General features: G+C 40.5%; 20 protein-coding genes and 2 other RNA genes. 14 read left to right on the forward strand and 8 right to left on the reverse strand.

Features of this window, described 5'->3' with window-relative positions; translation table 11 throughout:
- Positions 1-5: 5 nt before the first annotated feature.
- Together rsmI and rnpB are read left to right on the forward strand one after the other, a co-directional pair.
- A complete protein-coding gene (rsmI, locus tag CIK86_RS00910) occupies positions 6-863 on the forward strand; it encodes a 16S rRNA (cytidine(1402)-2'-O)-methyltransferase (RefSeq protein WP_086995415.1) in 858 nt (285 codons plus the stop codon).
- Positions 864-906: 43 nt separating this feature from the next.
- An RNA gene (rnpB, locus tag CIK86_RS00915) (RNase P RNA component class A) lies at positions 907-1,285 on the forward strand.
- A 1,212-nt stretch (positions 1,286-2,497) separates the two neighbouring features.
- On the opposite strand, the gene ssrS is transcribed toward rnpB, so the two are convergent.
- Positions 2,498-2,679: non-coding RNA, 6S RNA (gene ssrS, locus CIK86_RS00920), on the reverse strand.
- Positions 2,680-2,967: 288 nt separating this feature from the next.
- Here ssrS and CIK86_RS00925 point away from each other — a divergent pair.
- Genes CIK86_RS00925 through CIK86_RS00940 form a run of 4 tightly spaced genes read left to right on the forward strand, consistent with a single transcriptional unit; the run spans position 2,968 to position 7,251 of the window.
- Positions 2,968-3,531, forward strand: coding sequence for a UPF0149 family protein (locus tag CIK86_RS00925; protein WP_011327261.1), 564 nt, complete (start codon positions 2,968-2,970; stop codon positions 3,529-3,531).
- Between the two features lie 28 nt (positions 3,532-3,559).
- Positions 3,560-4,882: a Xaa-Pro aminopeptidase gene (gene pepP / locus CIK86_RS00930; RefSeq protein WP_086995418.1), complete on the forward strand. Its 1,323-nt coding sequence runs from the start codon at positions 3,560-3,562 to the stop codon at positions 4,880-4,882.
- Positions 4,883-4,897: 15 nt separating this feature from the next.
- Positions 4,898-6,088 (forward strand): 2-octaprenyl-6-methoxyphenyl hydroxylase, encoded by a 1,191-nt coding sequence (gene ubiH, locus CIK86_RS00935; protein WP_086995421.1) that lies wholly within the window; start codon positions 4,898-4,900, stop codon positions 6,086-6,088.
- Positions 6,085-7,251: an FAD-dependent oxidoreductase gene (locus tag CIK86_RS00940; RefSeq protein ID WP_086995425.1), complete on the forward strand. Its 1,167-nt coding sequence runs from the start codon at positions 6,085-6,087 to the stop codon at positions 7,249-7,251. Before ubiH ends, CIK86_RS00940 begins: the two co-directional genes overlap by 4 nt.
- Positions 7,252-7,356: 105 nt before the next feature.
- Here CIK86_RS00940 and CIK86_RS00945 read toward each other — a convergent pair whose 3' ends face one another.
- Complete coding sequence (locus CIK86_RS00945) at positions 7,357-8,367, reverse strand: AraC family transcriptional regulator (protein ID WP_086995428.1); 1,011 nt, start codon at positions 8,365-8,367, stop codon at positions 7,357-7,359.
- Between the two features lie 96 nt (positions 8,368-8,463).
- Here CIK86_RS00945 and CIK86_RS00950 point away from each other — a divergent pair, with 96 nt between their 5' ends.
- Entirely contained in the window at positions 8,464-8,886 is a 423-nt protein-coding gene (locus CIK86_RS00950) for an SRPBCC family protein (protein ID WP_176359669.1), read from the forward strand.
- On the opposite strand, the gene CIK86_RS00955 is transcribed toward CIK86_RS00950, so the two are convergent.
- Positions 8,855-9,616 carry an IS5 family transposase gene (locus CIK86_RS00955; protein ID WP_089367531.1) on the reverse strand — a complete coding sequence of 254 codons (762 nt, stop codon included), beginning with the start codon at positions 9,614-9,616 and terminating at the stop codon, positions 8,855-8,857. The genes CIK86_RS00950 and CIK86_RS00955 overlap by 32 nt on opposite strands.
- A 167-nt stretch (positions 9,617-9,783) precedes the next feature.
- Between CIK86_RS00955 and CIK86_RS00960 the strand changes: the two genes are divergently transcribed.
- On the forward strand, positions 9,784-10,596 hold the full coding sequence (locus tag CIK86_RS00960; protein WP_086997331.1) for a sterol desaturase family protein: 813 nt from the start codon (positions 9,784-9,786) through the stop codon (positions 10,594-10,596).
- A gap of 4 nt (positions 10,597-10,600) precedes the next feature.
- On the opposite strand, the gene CIK86_RS00965 is transcribed toward CIK86_RS00960, so the two are convergent.
- Entirely contained in the window at positions 10,601-10,996 is a 396-nt protein-coding gene (locus CIK86_RS00965) for a hypothetical protein (RefSeq protein WP_011327268.1), read from the reverse strand.
- Entirely contained in the window at positions 10,996-11,361 is a 366-nt protein-coding gene (locus CIK86_RS00970) for a hypothetical protein (protein WP_176359692.1), read from the reverse strand. The genes CIK86_RS00965 and CIK86_RS00970 overlap by 1 nt, the downstream gene beginning before the upstream one ends.
- Positions 11,362-11,620: 259 nt before the next feature.
- Here CIK86_RS00970 and CIK86_RS00975 point away from each other — a divergent pair, with 259 nt between their 5' ends.
- Entirely contained in the window at positions 11,621-12,040 is a 420-nt protein-coding gene (locus CIK86_RS00975; RefSeq protein WP_011327270.1) for a VOC family protein, read from the forward strand.
- Positions 12,041-12,109: 69 nt separating this feature from the next.
- Here CIK86_RS00975 and CIK86_RS00980 read toward each other — a convergent pair whose 3' ends face one another.
- Entirely contained in the window at positions 12,110-13,213 is a 1,104-nt protein-coding gene (locus CIK86_RS00980) for a polysaccharide lyase family 7 protein (RefSeq protein ID WP_096317072.1), read from the reverse strand.
- Positions 13,214-13,525: 312 nt separating this feature from the next.
- Here CIK86_RS00980 and CIK86_RS00985 point away from each other — a divergent pair, with 312 nt between their 5' ends.
- Positions 13,526-14,326 carry a hypothetical protein gene (locus CIK86_RS00985; protein ID WP_176359693.1) on the forward strand — a complete coding sequence of 267 codons (801 nt, stop codon included), beginning with the start codon at positions 13,526-13,528 and terminating at the stop codon, positions 14,324-14,326.
- Between the two features lie 8 nt (positions 14,327-14,334).
- Here CIK86_RS00985 and CIK86_RS00990 read toward each other — a convergent pair whose 3' ends face one another.
- A complete protein-coding gene (locus CIK86_RS00990; protein ID WP_041454651.1) occupies positions 14,335-15,219 on the reverse strand; it encodes an AraC family transcriptional regulator in 885 nt (294 codons plus the stop codon).
- 184 nt (positions 15,220-15,403) lie between these two features.
- On the opposite strand from CIK86_RS00990, the gene CIK86_RS00995 reads away from it, so the two are divergent.
- On the forward strand, positions 15,404-16,549 hold the full coding sequence (locus CIK86_RS00995) for an iron-containing alcohol dehydrogenase (protein ID WP_086997334.1): 1,146 nt from the start codon (positions 15,404-15,406) through the stop codon (positions 16,547-16,549).
- Between the two features lie 59 nt (positions 16,550-16,608).
- Here CIK86_RS00995 and CIK86_RS01000 read toward each other — a convergent pair whose 3' ends face one another.
- Positions 16,609-16,995 carry a Cd(II)/Pb(II)-responsive transcriptional regulator gene (locus CIK86_RS01000; RefSeq protein ID WP_011327275.1) on the reverse strand — a complete coding sequence of 129 codons (387 nt, stop codon included), beginning with the start codon at positions 16,993-16,995 and terminating at the stop codon, positions 16,609-16,611.
- A gap of 97 nt (positions 16,996-17,092) precedes the next feature.
- Between CIK86_RS01000 and CIK86_RS01005 the strand changes: the two genes are divergently transcribed.
- The 3 genes from CIK86_RS01005 (at position 17,093) to CIK86_RS01015 (ending at position 20,088) form a co-directional block, all read left to right on the forward strand.
- Positions 17,093-17,413 (forward strand): hypothetical protein, encoded by a 321-nt coding sequence (locus CIK86_RS01005; protein WP_086997337.1) that lies wholly within the window; start codon positions 17,093-17,095, stop codon positions 17,411-17,413.
- 165 nt (positions 17,414-17,578) lie between these two features.
- Positions 17,579-18,844 (forward strand): TolC family protein, encoded by a 1,266-nt coding sequence (locus CIK86_RS01010; RefSeq protein ID WP_041454652.1) that lies wholly within the window; start codon positions 17,579-17,581, stop codon positions 18,842-18,844.
- Positions 18,841-20,088: an efflux RND transporter periplasmic adaptor subunit gene (locus CIK86_RS01015; protein WP_086997340.1), complete on the forward strand. Its 1,248-nt coding sequence runs from the start codon at positions 18,841-18,843 to the stop codon at positions 20,086-20,088. Before CIK86_RS01010 ends, CIK86_RS01015 begins: the two co-directional genes overlap by 4 nt.
- Positions 20,089-20,095 lie beyond the last annotated feature (7 nt).

A 20,095-nucleotide genomic window follows, 5' to 3' on the forward strand; every position in this document is an offset into this window, starting at 1 on the left:
CCTCAATGTTAAATGAGGAGAATTCACAGAAAATTGGCACTCTTTACATTGTAGCCACCCCAATTGGCAATTATGACGACTTAAGTCAGCGTGCAATCGCGACATTATCGCAAGTTGACTTAATCGCTGCTGAAGACACACGCCATACTGGCAAGCTACTTAGCCACTTTGGTATCAAGGCTAAAACCTTTGCTTTACACGATCATAACGAAAAGCAAAAAGCACAACAAATTATCGATCAGCTCAATCAAGGCTTAAATATAGCCTTAGTATCAGACGCAGGCACACCTTTGATCAGCGATCCTGGCTATGCGGTGGTTAATTTATGCCGCGAGCAAGGCGCACATGTTACACCCATTCCTGGAGCATGCGCTGCAATAACCGCTGTATGCTGTTCTGGCTTACCAACTGATCGCTTTCAATTTGTTGGTTTTACACCAGCAAAAAGTAAAGCACGCCAAGAATTTTTTATTGATGCAGTAAATTCTGGCATTACTAGCATAATGTATGAAAGTACCCACCGTATTATGGCAAGCCTTGATGACTTAGCTGAGGCACTTGGCGATGATCAGCAAGTGGTGTTTGCTAAAGAGCTGACTAAAACCTTTGAAACATTTTTTAATGGCAGTGTGAGTGAGTTAAAAGCATTTTTAACTAACGATCCTACCAAGCAGCGCGGCGAAATAGTACTCATGTTGCCGGGTAAACCTAAGTTAATAGACGACGTACCGCCTGAAGCACGTAAAATGCTAGCGCTGCTTGAAAGCGAAATGCCAATGAAAAAAGCCTGCGGTATTGTAGCCGATTACTTTGGTATGAAAAAAAATGCGCTGTATAAAACAATAATTGACGAAAAAGGGTAAATCTTTACTGCGCTTGGCATTATCCTCAGGTATAATCCGCGCCGAGTTAGCCAAGATAATCGCTGCCTGTGACGAAAATGATCAGGGGGAGGAAAGTCCGGGCTCCATAGGGCAGAGTGCCAGTTAACGGCTGGGGGGCGCGAGCCCACGACAAGTGCAGCAGAGAGAAGACCGCCAATCTTCGGATTGGTAAGGGTGAAAGGGTGCGGTAAGAGCGCACCGGGCCGCTAGTAATAGTCGGTTGCAAGGTAAACTCCACTCGGAGCAAGACCAAATAGGGTTCTATCATTTTAAATAATGAACGCGTGGCCCACGTTGGAACCGGGTAGGTTGCTTGAGCCATAGAGCGATTTATGGCCTAGACGAATGATTATCACTTTCTTCGGAAAGGACAGAACCCGGCTTATACGGCTAACTCACTCATTCAATAAAAAGCCCGCAGTACAAACTGCGGGCTTTTTTGTGTCTAAAATAAGTACTCACTTTCAGTTGTCAGCGATCGGATTTTAGCTGTTAGTACTTAGTAAGAGAGCAATTAAGCTCGGTGTTTGGGGTATGCTGAAGGCGAGTGGCTTGCCACCACGCTAAGCGCTTTAAAATCTAAACAGTGCGCGAGTTAAACTCCGGCCTTGTATCTACGGTTAACACAGTATTTTAATTGATCAGTAGGCGGGGCTTTAAGCCGCGCATTGTTAAATTAAAATCCTTATACACCACAGGATAGAAAAAAGGCTTCAGGTTTTAGGCAGAGAGCAATCAAGCTAGGTGTTTGGGGTATGTTGTAGGCGAGTGGCTTGCCACCGCGTAAGGCGCTTTAACCTATACAGTGCGCGAGGTAAACTCCCGCCTTGTATCTACGGTTAACCACAGCATTTTAATTGATCAGTAGGCGGGGCTTTATGCCGCGCATTGTTAAATTAAAATCGTTATTAACCACCGAGCACAAAGCTCTTACAGAGGAAGTGATCTTTTTAATAAATAAATGATGAGCTCACCTTTAGAAATAACGCGAATCACAACACCTTAAAACGAACAACGCAAAACGCAAAATCCCTATCCATAAACGTTTGATTGAGTTTGGCTTTTTAGAGTATGTAGATCAAGCACAAGAACGTATTCTATATGAAATAGCATCAACAGAGAGCATACTCAGCTGATTTTGCCGTTTGGTTGTACAGCTTAATATCCATAGTGTGAATGAGTTAGATGAACTTTGCAGCTATCACAGCTTTAGGCATACATTCATAAGTAACATACGCAATAACCACATTTTTGATCTTTCATTAATTCAGCAAATAATCGGGCGTGAGCTTTCAAAAAGCTGGGATTGCAGATAAATACAAATGGCGGTGCTAGCTGGGAAGTCCAGTTAGCAAGTGAACGACCGATAAAATAAAAATCAATAAAAGCCCGCAGAAACCTTACCTTATATTTGCGCTTTGATGCGCCCCCTAGTTTTTAACTCTGTAATATTTTTTACTTTGCTCGTGAGCGCGGGATTGAACGGTCTGATCGCGTATTTTGTCTATTGCATACAAAAATGAATAATTTGAAAGATAAAAAGAATAAAAAAGGGGATGGGGCGGTGATGCGTTTTTATTATTGGGAGCCCAAGACTTAGAGTCTAAAAGAAGGTGTTCCCCAAAGTGTGGTGTTGGTGTCAGTCCTGAAACCTTGAGGTTTCAGGGCGGGAATCTGCGGTTTACCGTAGGCTTCTCGGTACATGCCGAGCTTGCACAATAGTATACGAACAGAAACCCTGGTATAAAATTTATCGGCTCAGGGACTTAACCAAGCTCCAGCACCCCAGGGAACAAATCCAGTATATAAGACATAATCGAAAGCTTAAACCCCAAAAGCAAAATATTATTTTGTTTGCGTGGTTATTATGCTCTTGTTACTAGTTATTTACTTATGAGTGTGCTTTTTAACCATAAATATGTTTTTTATATATTGGGCTTAATAAAGCATACCGCAGCAATAAAGAGCTGCCACTATTAAAGTGTTTAATAGTGCCCCTTAAGCGGTTTGATTATAGAATTTATTGGAGTTGCTTTTTATCGAGTGGTAGCATTGCCTTAACTAGCAAAATGAAGATATAACAATGAGCGATTTACCAGATTACGAAGAAGCCCAATTATTATTAGAAAAAAACGAAATATTTGTATCACCGGCCGAAGCGCACGGTGTAATTAGTGGTTTATTAGCTTGTGGGTTAACGATTGACGACAAAGAATACCTAGGGCTGTTAAGCGATGTGTTTAACGATGGTGATTCGTTTAGTAATAATTTAAAACAGTTTTTTGGCAGCATTTATAAGCAGGTCGTTGCTAGTTTTAATGATGAAGAGTTTGCGTTTGATTTGTTTTTACCCAGCGACGATGAAACACTTATAGATCAGGCTAATGGTTTGGTTTCTTGGGTTGCAGGTTTTATGCTTGGCTTTGGTTTAAAGCAAAAAGATTACGGTAAATTATCAGCCGATGTAAAAGAAGTTATTACCGATTTTAGCGAAATTACTCGCCTTGATACTACCTTTGAAGAAACAGAAGAAGACAGCCAAGCACTACATGAAGTGATTGAGTATGTGCGTGTGTCGGCATTACTTTGCTTTGCAGAGTTAGGTAAAGATCAAAGCACTGCTAGCACTAAAAAAACACTTCATTAATAGTTTAAGTTAAACGGGTTTGTTGCACATGGTTGAAATACAAAAGTCAGAGTTTAAAGCACGTCGTGAGCGTCTGCTTGCAAAAATGGATAGTAACAGTGTGGCAATTATACCTGCGGCGAGCGAAGTTACGCGCAGCCGCGACACTCACTATGCATTTAGACAAGACAGTGACTTTTTTTACTTAACTGGTTTTAATGAGCCCGATGCCGTACTTGTACTTGCTCCAAATAGCGACACCCCCAGTACATTATTTTGCCTTAATAAAGATAAACTAGCCGAAGTATGGCATGGCCGTAGAATAGGCTTTGAAAAAGCAAAAAACGAATATTTGTTTGATGCAACCCATGAATTAAGTGAGTTGAGTGAACAGTTATTTAATTTGCTCAATGGCAAAGCGGTTTTATATTATGCGCAAGGTGCATATTCGGCTTTTGATGGGCGTGTTTTCTCTTTGCTTAATACTCTGCGCAGCGCCCCTAAAAAAGGTGACACAGCGCCAAGTACCATTAAAGATATTCGTTTGTTAATTCACGAAATGCGTTTATTTAAATCACCAAGTGAAATAAACATTATGCGCGCAGGCTGCGAAATTAGCGCGCAAGGCCATGTTAGAGCAATGTGTTTTGCCCATAGCGGTGCAACCGAGTATCAATTAGAAGCAGAGCTACATCATCATTATGCAATGCATGGTGCGCGGCACCCAGCGTATGGCACTATTGTTGGTAGTGGCGACAATGCTAATATTTTACATTACACCCAAAACAGCGACGCCCTTAAAAGTGGCGATCTAGTGTTAATAGATTCAGGTTGCGAGCTACAAGGCTACGCTGCTGATATTACACGTACATTTCCAGTGAATGGTAAATTTAGCCCCGAGCAAGCCGCGTTATATAATATTGTTCTTAAAGCGCAAGAAGTGGCGTTTGCAGAAATTAAACCCGGCGGTTATATGTCGCATGCTAATGCTTTAGCAATGGAAGTAATGACCCAAGGTCTACTAGATTTGGGTATTTTAACCGGCGACTTTGACGAGCTAATGGCAAAAGGTGCGTGTAAAGAATATTACATGCACGGGCTTGGACATTGGCTTGGTTTAGATGTACATGATGTTGGCGACTACAAATTAAATAACGCTGAGCGTGCATTTGAGCCGGGTATGGTACTGACCATAGAGCCAGGGCTTTATATCAGCGAAGATTCAAATGCACCGCAAAAATACCGAGGTATTGGTATTCGCATTGAAGATAACTTATTAGTAACCCCAAGTGGTTATGAAAACCTCACCCTAAGTGCGCCAAAAACCATAAGCGATATAGAAGCACTTATGCAAAGCAATAAAAGCGCATAAGACTAGGAGAAAAAAGTGCCTAAGCAGTTTGATGTTGTTGTTATTGGTGGCGGTTTAGCCGGTGCTAGCTGTGCGTTAAGTGTGGCTAAAATAAATCCCGCGCTTAGTATTGCTGTTGTTGAGGCGAATGAAGTAAGTAATGACTATCACCCGAGCTTTGATGATAGAAGCATAGCACTTGCTCAGCAGTCGGTAGAGTACTTGCAAGGCTTAAATTTATTTGCGTTAAATTCACCGTACGCTACAGCAATTAAAAAAGTAAGTGTGTCTGATCGTCACCATTTTGGTAAAGCAGATATTAACTGTGAAGAGTTTGCTAAAGATGCCCTTGGTTATGTGGTTGAAGTAAACCCGTTTGGCCGCTCGTTACATCAATTATTAAACGCTCAAATAAATATCAGTTTATATTGCCCTGATAGCGTAAGTGCCATTGAGCAGCAATTACATAATAATATAGTTACTTTGCAAAGTGGCGAGCAAATAGCCGCCAAGCTGTTAGTTATTGCCGACGGTGCACAGTCGCCAACTCGCAGCTTATTTGGACTTAAGTTTAACACTCAAGCTTATGAGCAAGGGGCTATTATTGCCAATATAGAAGTAGCTGGTGGGCATAATAACCATGCTTTTGAGCGATTTACGCAACATGGCCCCATGGCGCTATTACCTATGAGCAACAACCGTTATTCACTGGTGTGGTGTATGCAGCAACAGCACGTTGAGCAGCACATGGCACAAAGTGAAGACGACTTTATAAGCGCACTACAAAGTGCCTTTGGTTATCGCGGTGGTCAATTTACTAAAGTGGGTATGCGTGCTAATTACCCCTTAGTGTATGGGCAAGTAGAATCGCTTATTGCGCACCGCACGGTAGTAATAGGTAATGCTGCGCATGCAATTCATCCCATTGCAGGGCAAGGGTTTAATCTAGGCCTGCGAGATGTACAAGTACTTAGTAACTTAATTGCCCAGAGCCCAAATGACTTAGGCAGTTATGCATTTACTCGCGAGTATGCACAGCAGCGCAGCGCTGATATAAATAACGTGATGACCCTAACAGATGGTTTAGTAAGGCTTTTTTCAAATTCATCACGCATACTGGCACTTGGCCGTAGTACTGGGTTGTTTTCGATGGATTTATTCCCCCCTTTAAAAGCGCCATTAGCTAAGCAGTTAATGGGGCAAGTTAAACAAGGTCAAGGTTTATGAAACAAGTACAGGTATGTATTGTAGGTGGTGGCAGTGTAGGGCTTACCTTAGCGCTTGGGTTGGCAAAAGCGGGTATAAGCGTAGTCGTACTTGACGCTGCGCCAAAGCAAACACCGCCAACCGACAAATACGGCATGCGCGTAAGTGCGTTGAGTATTGCGAGTCAAACCTTGCTTGAACAATTAAACGTATGGCCACACATAGTTGCTTTGCGTGCTAGTGCCTATACCCATATGGATGTGCGCGATGCCGACAGCTTTGGCAAAATAGCTTTTAATAGTGAGCAACTAGAGCTTGATCATTTAGGTCATATAGTTGAAAACGATATTATTTGCTACGCGCTTGTAAAGGAGCTGGAGCAGCAGCCAAATGCTACGCTGATGTTCGACACTTGTTATCAGCAAATACACCAAAGCGAATCGGATGTATTTGTTACTTTAAAAAGTGGTGAGCCAATCATTGCAAAGCTGCTGGTGGCCGCCGATGGTGCAAATTCGGCAATTCGAAAGCAGTTTAATATGGCGCTGAGCTTTAAAGACTACGACCACCATGCATTGGTGGCTACAGTTAAAACCCAAGAGCCACACGCCAATACCGCACGCCAAGTGTTTTTACCAAGCGGGCCATTAGCATTTTTACCGTTGAGCGATGCCAACACCCATTCAATTGTGTGGTCTACAAACCCAACGCATTGTGAAGAGCTATTAGCAATGGACGACAACCAGTTTAACAAAGCCATTATGGCGGCAATAGATGGCCAATGTGGTTTGTGTGAAGTGCAAAGTGTACGCGCTGCATTTCCACTTAAAATGCGTTATGCCCAGCAATGGGTTGCAGGTAAAGTCGTATTAATTGGCGATGCTGCACATACGATTCACCCGCTTGCAGGCTTGGGGATGAACCTAGGGTTAAAAGATGCCGCTTATTTAATTGAGTTACTAACAAGTGATAATAAAGAATTTGCCAGCACGCGTACTTTACGTGATTACGAGCGCACCCGTAAACTCGATGCGCAAAAACACATTGCCATGATGTACTCTTTAAAAGAGTTATTTGCCGGTGCTAACCCAATTAAAAAACTAATTCGTGGAGTTGGGCTTTCAATGGTTGATAACTTAGGCCCAATAAAGCATTTGTTTGCTAAAGAAGCGATAGGAAAGTAAGCGTATTATTAAGCGCACGAGTAAGCGAATAAAAAGCCGTGGTTAAATTTAACCGCGGCTTTTTATTACCTATGTTGAATTAAAGAGTTAAGTAACGTTTGATTTTTAGCCAATGTTTTTAGGTAGTGTTTTTAGATATTGCAGTGGAGTGCAGTTATACCAGCGTTTAAAAGCACGATTAAATGAACTTTGGTCGTTAAAGCCAAGTTTAATTGCTATGTTACTCAATGGCTCTTTGCCAATGCACAGTATTACGCGCCTTTTACGCTCTTGCTCAAGTAAGTCGGCAAACGATATTTGTTCGCGCTTTAAATGGCGTTGCAAGGTGCGCGGGGTCATGTTTAGCGCGCCTGCTGTGCGTATTAAACTGCAGTCGATTAAGTCATTTTTAGCTATAAATAACTGGCTAATTTTTTCGGTTAGTAACTGCTGGCTTTTAAAGCGCGAAAGTTGCTGCTCAGAAACCTGTTTAAGCACTAAGTTAATTTGCGTATTGTCGGTTTTAAATGGCAGTGCTAAATAACTGCTCGGAAATACCACTTGGTTATACTGCGCGTTAGTTTTAACAGGGCAGTTAAACGAGCTTGCGAGTGTTGTTTTTTCATTGCTGGTAAAAGCTTGGGTAAAATAAATAGTACTGGGCGATAGCTGTGGGTTTAATAGTTGCCGAATAACACTTACCCAAGCGGTCATATTACGTAAAATAACCTGTGGGCTGCAGTTAGCATTAGGTAGCCAACGAATAATTGCCAACTCACCTTGCAGCTCAAACTCTGCCTTACCAATATCTGCAACTAAACTGTCGTAGTTAAGCAGTGCGGTAATAGCGCTGGCTAAGTTATTACTCGATTCAATTAAGTAACCCAATATGCCAAAGTCGGCAGTACGAATTTGCTGACCAAGCTTAAAGCCAAACAAAGGCTCGTTTAGGGTTTGCTGAGCATAGTTTAGCAGTGCATTGTAACTGTTTAAGCTAATGCGTGGCGCGAGTTGCTGAGCCTGCTTATTACTGTATTCATTAAAGCTAATAGCCGACAAAACAGCTTGGCTATTAAGTCCAAGTGTTTCAAGGTAATCAATACAGCTTGAAAAATAATGATCGGCAAGTGTGCTCATTTGTCGCCTAAAGCTAAAAAATGGTCGTGTAACAGCAAGTTTGCCACGAAAAAATTTTATATGGTAGGGCATTATGAAAATACTTATTATATAAAAATGATACAAATAACCTTAAAACAAAAGATTGCAGCAACGCCTCTACAAGTCAGAGACGCTTTGCTTGATCATGCGCAATTAGAACGTTTTTTTAATGCTAAATTTGTCCTGTTAAAAAAGCAAAATGAAGGCGAAATTATTGGCGGTAAAGGTGCTATTAGGCAAGTTATAATGGCAGGAGTTCGCTTTGAAGAGCGTATAATTAGCGCCGATAGCAATCATATTAGTTATCAAATAATAGGTAATAAACCAGTTGCAGAGCATCGTGGCGATATTTATTTTTGCGTTAGTGACAATGCCCCAACAAGCACCGAAGTTACCTATAACATACGCTGTAAAACACCTTGGTGGCTGCCAAGCCTAGGGTCTGTTGATCTTTGTAGTACATATATCAATCAGCCCACATTGGTAGCCACATCATAGTAAATGCTAAAGCGAGCATTGAATGATAATTTCGTTCAAGCTTTTCATACCGCGTGGCTATCCCTCTATATTGCTTAATACGGCCAAATGCATTCTCAACCAAGTGCCGATATTTGTACATGCACCAGTCAATATCTTCATTGCCTACTAAACTGTTGCCCTTACGTGGAATAACGGGTGTAGCGTTATTATCACGAACAAACGCTCTCAGTTTTTCACTGTCGTAGCCTTTATCTGCGACAACCATATTACTTGTTGGGCAATTAGCTACGAGTGACTCTGCATGGACGATATCATGCGTATTTCCACAGGATAATTCATAATAAACAGGCAACCCTCCGCTATCGACTGCAAGATGAATTTTCGTAGAATTTCCACCTCGGCTCTTTCCAATTGATTCATTGTCAGCAGTTCTTGCACCGCAACTATGTTGATGAGCCCTGACAATACTGCCATCAATGAAGACCCAATCCATGTCCGCATCACGAGATAATGCGCGAAACAGTTCATTCAAAATCCCTTTTTTGGACCATAAATTAAACCGTCTGTAGATAGCACTCCAACGGCCAAAATCAGAAGGTAAATCTCGCCATGGAATACCTGTGCGCATCTTATACAGTATGCCTTCGAGCGTTTTTCTATGGTTGGGCTTATTATAAATTCGACCACTTAAGTACATTACTTTTGATAAGACATTCCATGTCCCGTCTGTTAACATTAATCTTGGCATGTAGGTTCGGTGTAAAGTTTTCTGGCGAATTCAATTATACCTTATCTTCATGCTGTTTGTTTTTCATACCACAAAGATCAACACGCCCTAGTGATTAAATTTTTTATTAAAAAAGATATAGCACAAGCGCTTAATAAACTAAAAGCCAACTTTAAGGGCAACATATCATGAGCATAGAAATAATTTTACTTGCCCTTAGTCCTGTATTTATTATTTTTGTAAGTTATGAATTTATTAAATATCGGCGTTATTACGACATAAAAGACAGCTTGGCGAATACAGCACTGGCGCTTATGCACCAAGGCGCCGATGCAATTGCTTTAATTGTGCTAATGCCATTTTTTTATTGGCTGCATCAATATAGGTTATTTGATATTGAACTGTCGGTGCTGACGATATTTGGCGCATTTTTACTACAAGACTTTTTGTATTATTGGTTTCATAAAGCGTCGCACCATATTCATTGGTTATGGGCTGCCCATGTGGTGCATCACAGTTCAACTAAAATGAACTTTTCAACCGCATTTAGGCAAAGCTTAATGTATCCGCTTGCGGGTATGTGGTTATTTTGGTTGCCAATGATATTAATCGGCTTTGATCCGCTGAGTGTATTTACCGTAGTGGCGCTTAATTTGGCCTATCAGTTTTTTGTGCATACCCAAACGGTAAGTACACTAGGCTGGTTTGAAAAGGTATTTAACACCCCATCGCATCATCGAGTACATCATGCTATTAACCCCGGCTACTTAGATAAAAATTTTGCCGGTGTACTCATTATTTGGGATAAGTTATTTGGCACTTACGCCGAGGAAAAAGCCGATAAACCGTGTAAGTACGGTATTGTTGGGCAGTTAAATAGTAACAACCCACTGACCATAACTTTTCATCAATGGGCTTATTTAGTAAAAAGTGCATTTAAAGCAAAAGGGGTAACGGCAAAGCTAAAAGTGATATTTGGTTACCCTACAAGTTCCAATTAACTGCTTATTTAACACGTCGAAAGGAAATGTTTTTACTGCGTGGTGCACCTAATATAATGAATAAGTGACAAATACATACCGACAAAAATGCACTCACACCTAAAGCACCGCCGTAGCCGTCGAGTATGGGTACTAAGTACTCAAATAATAACGAAAATATAACAGCGGAGCTGGCAAGCGTATATATGCCAAAGCGGTGTGGGGCGCTCATACCAATAAAAGTACCACCAAAAAACACAACGCTGTATAACTCAGGATCAAGGTTAAGCCAGTAAAAAATTAAGTAAGTAACTATAGATAAGGCCGCAGAAGCTCTAATACCATCAAAACGACTATGCTTGGCTAAATAAAATGTTAAAAAAGCGCCTATCAAAGCTAATATAGAATATTCAATACTCATTACACTAAGCCTTTAGCTAAAGAATACAAAGCAACACTTGCAAAGGCTACGCTGCCTAATCGGCCACCAAAACCAGCAAATGCATTTAAGGTAAGGGTGTACAGCGTTGCCCCAATAATTGAGATTATCGCCACTTCCCAGTAGCTAGTAATTAAGCTAGTTGAGCACATACCGGCAAAGCTACCTGCATATATGGCCGCATAAGGGTGGTTTTGATAAAGCTTAGGAAAAGGAATAAACGAGCCAACTAGCCCGGTTAATGCTGCAGATATAACAAGTGGTAATGCAAATGTTGTATGCATTACAAAGCACGACATACAGCCGGCAAAAAATGTGATGGACTTTAATAATAAAAATTTAATCATAGCGCGCAAATTAGTACCTTATAGCGTGCGTATAATAAAGTAACACTTTTATGTTTGATAGCTCAAAGCTAGAATTTTATAGCATAACTAATAATAGCTAATTGCCAAAAATAGTAGGTGTCAGAATTTAATCATTTTATTAGCCTAATAGTTGTAAGGGCTGTAAATGCTAAAATATACTCGTTAATGTTCTATAAATTACAAAGCATGTATAATGCTGACTGTTTAATTTATTAAAAGCTATTATCAAGGGTAATTTATGTCTAACTGTTTACATCTGGCTATTCCGGCTGGTGATTTAAATATAGCTAAAACTTTTTATTGTGATGTGCTTGGCTGTAAAACCGGAAATAGCGAGCAAGGACGCTGGATAGATATTGATTTTTGGGGTAACGAGTTAACACTGCACCAAAGTGTTGAGCGCCTACCTACAGTTCGTCATGATGTTGATATGGGCGCAGTTGCCGTACCACATTTTGGCATTCATTTATCTGAAAACGAATTTAATGCGTTAAAGCAACGTATTGAAAGCGCGGGCTTGGAGTATTTAGATAAGCCATATCGTCGTTTTATAGGTGATGAGTTTGAACAAGAAACATTTTTTATAGAAGATCCTAACGGTAACGTACTCGAAATGAAAACCATGGTTAACCCCGAGGTTTTATTTAAGAAAAGTTGATTGTACGCGCTCGCTTGTTTACTTTATTAAATAAGGCAAACAAGCGGGGCAGTAATAATTTAGTTACCTTTATTGTGGGCTAGCGGGGCTTAATACAAGTTTACTAAAGCTCACTTGTGCATAGTCACCGTTTTGTTTATCTGTAGCCCAGTCGCCCGTACCTAAACAGCCCGGATACCAAATGCCTTTAGCATTTTTGGTACTACATTGGTTATACGCGCCTGCTTTAAAGTAGTGCCAATCAGCCGCATACCCATGCGGGTGATCTTTTTCGTCTACGTTGCTATACGCATCTACGTTATTACCTAAGTTAATAGAGTAGCTAACATCGTTTTTGCCTGCTGTGCTAAATGTTAGGTGCATCACATTTTTATACACATTTACTGTGTAACTAAACTCTTCACCTAATGCGATACCAGCATTGCCTGGCTCGTTAGGGTTTTCCCATGTGTTACCCCAAACAGGATAAGCTATATCAGTACGGTTAGGATCTGTTTTTGGTAGGTTACGCTCGTAGTTCCAAAAAACCGATCCCGTTTTATGTCCAGGCCACTTTTTATAATATATTTTTAGTGGCTCGTTGCCCCAGCCATAACCAAGCTTAGTGTCAATAAGCGCCTGATCTTTACCTGCGTGAATTTGCCCCACAACAACAGAGTAGGCCGCATTTTTACTTGGATCAGTAGCACGTAATGCAACATGATCTACTTTTAGCGTTGCTTCCATTTTGCCACCAATAGAGCCAAATCGATCCGATAGTGGGTGTACAGCAAGAGCAAAATTGTTTTTAGGACTTTTGGTTTTTATTTTGGTATTTGCTCCACGGAGCATTTGCCTAAATTCACTGCGTGTATTGGTAGAATTGGCACTGGTGAGTGCTTTGTTTGGCGAGGTGAATACCATGTAACCTTTATCATCCAGATAGAAAAAATCAGGATGTGAGTAAGTCTGAATTTTTTTAACATCTATTTCATCAATTTTACCGTCGTTATCTAAATCAACCGGTACATTAATTTTCCAATGAGATAAATCAAATTTAGAGGCGGGTACTAATGGGTTAGCTTGTTGCTCAGTGCTTTTTGGTTGCTGGCTAACACAACCAATAACCAAAGAGGTAGTGAGGGCAATTAAAGCGCCGGGCTTAATAAGATGTGTAATGTTATTTTTATTCATTAGTACCTCAGTATAAAGTTAAATATTTACATTGTTGCACATGACTGTAACGTATTTAAAATCAACTTAACATACCAAAGTGCAATTATTATATTACCAATTATTACAACCTTTGATTTTTAGCTGCTTAATTGTAATGCCAATTCATTCTCAATTGAGTAAATAATTTTAAGTTATTAAAAAGTAGCTATAAATTAGTCATAAAAAGATAAATACGCCCTGATGAGATGATTTAAATTCAACTCAATATTGATTGACTGTATTAACTAAGTGAGTAGAATTTGCGCCATTACTCATCTTTTATTATTAGTCATGTTAGTTAAATTAATGGTTGCCCCGCTATTACTGCTCTTTATTTCTTACGCGCAAAAAAAGTTTGGTAGTTTTATAAGCGGTATTATTCCTGGCCTGCCAATCACCTCTGGGCCTATTTCATGTTTTATTGCTATAGAGCAAGGAAAACTGTTTGCAGCTAACTCAGCGGTGGGCGCTTTATATGGCATGAGTGGTATTGGTTTATTTTGCTTTGTGTATATGGCGGTTTCGTATAAGTGTGGCTTAGCAAAGTCGTTGTTAATAGCGCTGAGTGTGTGGTGTTTATTTAGCATACTGACATTATTTTTACCGGTTAATATTTTTGTAGCGTGCTTGTTCTCTATTAGTACTTTATTGGCTTTAACTTTTGCTACTACAAAATTAAAAGTAGCGATAGATGCAAAGCCTTTAAATTCAAAATGGGAGCTGCCAATAAAAATAGTGTTAGTAACTAGTTTTATTATGTTGGTTACCTTTATTTCTGAGTATATTGGCTCGGCATGGAGTGGGTTGCTTTCTACTTTTCCGGTTATTTTAGCGGTAATGGGCAGCATAGCGTATATAAGTGATAAAAAAGACTCAGCGTTTAAAATACTAAACGGCGGTATTATTGGCTCATTAGGTGGGTGTATATTTTTTGCCGCCATTGCATTGCTATTAAAATACGATATTTTAATTTGGCAAGTTTATACAGTAGCGACTATTAGCTCGGTGTTGTTTACGCTTATTTTTAGCCATTTTATAAACCGTAAATACGTTAATCCGGTTGCTTTTAATACCGCTAAAACGCAGCTTTAGCGGTTTGCTTAGAGTAACATTTCTTTTGGTGTTTTATTAAAGTGGCGTTTAAATTCTCGGCTAAATTGCGATGGGCTGGTATAGCCTACTTTTAATGCGGCTTCGTTGGCTTTGCTGCCACTGGCGGTTATAAGTGCTTTTGCTTTGGCTAAACGCAGCTTTTTTAAATATTGTAACGGCGACTCAAAAGTCACTTGTTTAAAGGCGCGATGAAACGACGAAATGCTCATATTTACGTCCTCTGCTAACCCTTCTACTGTGATGGGGTTGGCATAATTACTATGCATAATAGACAGTGTGCGCGCTATACGTGCATAGTGGCCGTCGTGCATAGCAAGGCCAAACAAGGTATGTCCTTGGGGGCCGCAAAGTACACGGTATACTAATTCTTTTACTATATCTTCGCCAAATACTTGTGCTTCAAGTGGGTTATTTAACACGGTTAATAAACGCTTAGTTACCAGCTCCATCGCGTTATCGAGTTTAGCCGATTGCACGCCACTCATTTGCCCGCATGTTGGTGGCAGAGCAAATTGTTTATGCTCAGTCATTTGGTTAACGAGTTTGTGCAATAACGCAGGGTTAATATCAACAGCAATCCCAAGCACTGGTAAGTCGCCATCAGTAAAGGCTTCGCACTCTAGCGGTACAGGAACGCCCAATACTAAATAATCCCCCGCACCATATTGTATTTTATGATCTGTAAAATGAATTACTTTATGCCCTTGCCCGACCACAATAATCCCAGAGTTATAAATAAGCGGCTGTCGCGGCGAGCTTTTACTGGCGCGATGAAAATAAACCCCAGTAATAATGGTTTCCATCGTGCCTTCAAAACTGAGTAACTGATTTTGTTCTGCGTACTGCTGCAACATATTGGCAATGGTGGACATAAAAGCATCTTTACATGGCTGACTTTTACGTAAAATAACAATGTTGATATTTTTAGGCAAGCTTTTGCGCGTTATTGGGCTTTTTTTATGTTTGTTTTGCCAGTAATATGCACTCATTGAAAATTTACTTAGTTAGTAACTAAGTAAGTTGAACCATATTTAATCGTCACCCTAGGATAAAATAATGAAATTTAGCTACGTAAATCCAACACTAATTCAATTTGGCCAACAACAAATAGCCTCACTAACTGATTTGATCGCAAAAGATCAAAAAGTACTAGTTGTGTACGGCGGCGGATCAATTAAAAAGAACGGCGTATACGACCAAGTTGCAGCAGCACTTGAAGGTTTTGGTTGGGTAGAGTTTTCGGGCGTTGGCGCTAACCCAACAATTGAAGTACTAGATCAAGCAGTAAAAATCTGCAAAGAACAAGACATCGACTTTGTACTAGGTGTTGGCGGCGGCTCAGTAATTGACGGCGTTAAATACATTGCAGCTTCAGCAGTATACGATGGCGAAGGTTGGGATATTCCTACAGGTAAGCATAAAGTAACTAGCGCATTACCAATTGGTGCAGTACTTACATTACCAGCTACTGGCTCAGAGTCTAACCAAGGCTCAGTAGTAAGCAAAGCTGCTACAAAACAAAAACTCCCGTTTATGTCACCAGCAGTACAACCTAAATTTGCGATTATGGACCCTGATGTAATGAAAACATTACCACAGCGTCAACTTGTAAATGGTTTAGTAGACGCATGGGTGCATACCTGTGAGCAGTACTTAACGTTCCCTGAAGGTGCATTAGTACAAGATGGTTACGCTGAAGCATTGCTTAAAGCACTTAAAGTACTTGGCGATAACTTTGAAAACCAAGATGACGCATGGCGTGCAAATCTTATGTGGTCAGCGAATCAAGCATTAAACGGTTTGATTGGTTCTGGCGTATCGCAAGATTGGGCAACCCACATGATTGGTCACGAACTTACAGCGGCATACGGTGTTGACCATGCACGTTCGCTTGCAATAGTTCAGCCTTCTTTACTACGCAATCAATTTGCAGTTAAAAAAGCAAAACTTGAGCAAATGGGTAAAAACGTATTTGGCCTTGCACAATCAGACGATTTAGCAGAGCTAACAATTCAAGCAATTGAAGCGTTTTACCATAGCCTTGATGTAGCTACGCAGCTTACTGAACATGGTGAAGATAAAGCAGCAGCGATTGACAATATTATTGGCAAACTTGAAGCGCATGGCATGCTTGCCCTTGGTGAAAACCAAGCAATCACGCTAAAAGAAAGTCGTGAAATTTTAGAACAAGCAGTCGCTTAATTTAAAGTGTTATTAATAAAAACCGCTAGCCTTACAGGTTAGCGGTTTTTTTATATATATTAACTATTTAATTCTTTTATTATTTGGCAGTCGTTTATAGTATTTGCGGTGCAGTTAGTTAATAAGCTGGCTAACGATACCTCGAGCTTTTTAAGTTCTTTTTGTGCCGCTCGTACTTTAATTAATTGGTTTTCGATAATATCGTCAACCTCAACACACGATTTATCGCCGTATGATTGCGCAACAAGTAGAGTTTTAATATCGTCTATTGGAATTTGTAAATCGCGACAGCGTCGAATAAAAATAAGACGCTCTGTATCTGCTTGGGTGTAGGTTCTATAGCCGTTGCTCTCTCTTTTTGGAGCAGGAATAAGGTTTATTTGTTCGTAATAGCGAATTGTTTTTGCATTAATATTAACTAAGTGAGCAAGTTGCTTGATTTGCATATTGACCTTCCAGTAACTAGAAGGTTTATTATGCTGCTGACTCCTTTTATATTCAAGTATTTAGAAGGGACTTCTTTTTAGAGTTTGTAGGCAGACAATGCATTCAAAGCGTTTTTTAATAGTGATACTTTTAGTACTTGTACACAGCTTTATTAGCTGTGATGGTGCTGCGTATCATTTACAAGAAGACGTGGAACACATAACCAGCGCGCAGTTAAAAAGTAATATAACTGCCGATGGTAGCCAAAATGAGGCTCAAGCCTCTGCCGAAATTCATGCCCACCAACATTGCCATAGTGGCTATTACAGTACAGTAAATCACTCAATCAGCCCTGAGCAGAGTAACCCCGCGTTACCTGTACGCTATTGTGGATTAATTTATCCACCTATGTCGCGCCCTCCTATTTCACTTAGCTAGTTTTAATTTACCTTAATAAAATATGGTGCATTTTACTGCCTGCGTTTAGACGCTATATAGGCTGTGTTATATGCATATTTAGGTTGCTTACAAATTTACATTGCGCTTTTTAATTTTAAATTATTTTGTAAGTTAACCCTGTTTGTTAAAAAACGGACAAGCTATATGAATAAAAAACCAATTATGCTGGTGGCACTACTTTGCGTGCTGCCGGTATTTAATGCGCTGGCTAATGTTAGTGCCAGTGAAAATATACTCACGCTTAAGCAAGCGCTGAGTAATACCGAGCAACAAAATCCGATATTAAAACGCTACCCCTATCATCAAAAAATATTGAGCGCGCTTAAATCACAAGCCACACTTTCGCCAAACCCTGTGCTTAGTGTTGCGGTTGAAAACGTGTTAGGCACCAATGATGCGCGTGGCGTAAAAGGCGCTGAAATAACGCTCGGGCTTAGCCAACTTATTGAGCTGGGCGATAAACGCCAAAGTAGAGTAGGTTTTGCTACTGCAAATATTAAAGCGCAGGCTATACAGTATCAAAATACTCGTTTAGCGTTATTAGCTACCACCGCAGAGCGTTACTATAGCGCACTTAAATTTCAAACCTTATTAGCATTAAATGTTGAGCGAAAAAGCGTTGTAACACAGGCGCTCAAAACAATTGAGCAAAGAGCAAATGCCGGGGCTGTATCGCAAGCCGATGTAAGTCGTATGCGTTATGCACTTAGCCAAGTAGAGCTTGAGCAAGTAAAGCTAACAAGTGAGTTTGAGCGCGCGCGTTTATTACTTAATGAGCTTTGGATTGATGAGCAAAGTAGTGCTTTTTTAGCGGGAAATATTAACGTCATCACGCCGCTTAAGTCACAGCAAGCGCTTTTAGATGCGGTAAATTTAGCACCTGAATTTGCCTTACTTCAGCAGCAATATATACAGCAAACGGCTAACTTAGCGCTGCAAAAAGCCAATGGGCAAAGCGATATTAATGTAGGTGGTGGTGTGCGTTACAACCAAAAAAATGACTCTAGCTCATTGTTGTTTTCGTTTTCTATGCCACTGCAAATCAGTAATGCTAATAGCGGTAATATTGCTGCAGCAGCAAGTGAACTTGCGCTTTTAAACCAGCAGCAAGGGCAGTTGCGAGTTCAGTTACGCCAGCAAGTACGTACTCTGTATGCTTATTATCAAGGGATAGCAAATCAAGCCACGTTATTAAATAAGCAAATAATTCCTCAGACACAAACATTGATTGAGCAAAGCTTAAACAGCTATCAACGCGGGCAAATTTCGGTGTTGCAGTTGCTCGATGCCCAGCAAGCACACTTTGACTCTAAACGCGCACTCATTGCAACCCACGCAGAGCTGTACCAAGTGCTACTTACTCTTGAGCGTTTAACTGGCCAATCTTTAATTGAGACTTACCAATCATGAATAAAAATATAATTGCATTATTAGTATCACTTTCACTTGCTGGCAGCGTGTTAAGCACAGATGTATTTGCCTCTGCTGAGCATGGCGAGTCAGGTCATAAAGAAACAGAACAACACGAGCAAAAGCAAGGTCCACACGGTGGTTTTTTATTAGTTGATCCTAAATTAACCCTTGAGCTTAAACTGCAAGAATTTGCCGGTGATGTTGAGCTGCGTATATACGCTTACAAGCAAAGCAAGCCAATTAATATAAGTGATTTAAACATAACAATGAGTTTAAAACGATTAGTTGAAGCGCCGCAAAATATACAGTTCATAACAGAGGGCGACTACCTTGTAAGCACGCAATCAATTAACGAACCGCATTCATTTGTACTTGCCGTTACTGCTAATTATAACGGTGAGAGTATTAGCTATGAGTACGAGCAACACGAAGGCCGTACCACGTTAACAGAGCGAGCTATTGAGCGCGCAGGTATTAAAACTGAGATAGCGCAAAGTGGTGAGGTAGATATTACCGACACGCTTTTTGGTGTTATTGCGCCAACCCAGCACGGCACAGTAGAAGTAATGGCGCCGTATACAGGATTGATCAGCGATATTTTTGTAAGCATTGGCCAAAGCGTTAAAAAAGGCGAGGCGCTTGTAAGTATAACTAACCGCGAAACACTGCAAAACTACACCATTAAAAGCCCTATTAGTGGCGTTGTAACTGAGCAATATTTAAAGCGTGGTGAGCTTGCAAGCACCAGCGCACTTATGCAAGTAGTTAACCTTGATAAAGTATGGGTTGAGCTGTCGGCTTTTCCCGAAAACATTGAAAAGCTAGCCATAGGGCAAAGCGCTAAAGTGTACGACTTACATCATCATTTAAATACGCAAGGCAAAGTGTTTTTTATAGCCCCAATGATGACTGGCGGGCACATAGCCCGTGCACGTATAGAGCTTAATAATCCAGACGGGCATTGGCGCCCAGGCATGCATATAAATAGCGATGTAAGTGTGGCTAAAATAAATGCCAGCGTACGTGTTAAGCCACAAGCTATTCAAGAATTTAACGGTCAACCCAGTGTGTTTGTTCGTAACAATAATGTATTTGAAGTGCGCCCCGTTACCTTAGGTGCAAAAAATAGCGAGTGGGTAGAAGTACTTGCAGGTTTAAACGCAGGTAGCGAATACGTAACAGGCAATAGTTATGTAATTAAAGCGGATATTTTAAAAAGCGGCGCAAGCCACGCTCACTAGGAGGCAC

Source organism: Pseudoalteromonas sp. JB197 (assembly GCF_002332205.1).
Classification (GTDB): domain Bacteria; phylum Pseudomonadota; class Gammaproteobacteria; order Enterobacterales; family Alteromonadaceae; genus Pseudoalteromonas; species Pseudoalteromonas nigrifaciens.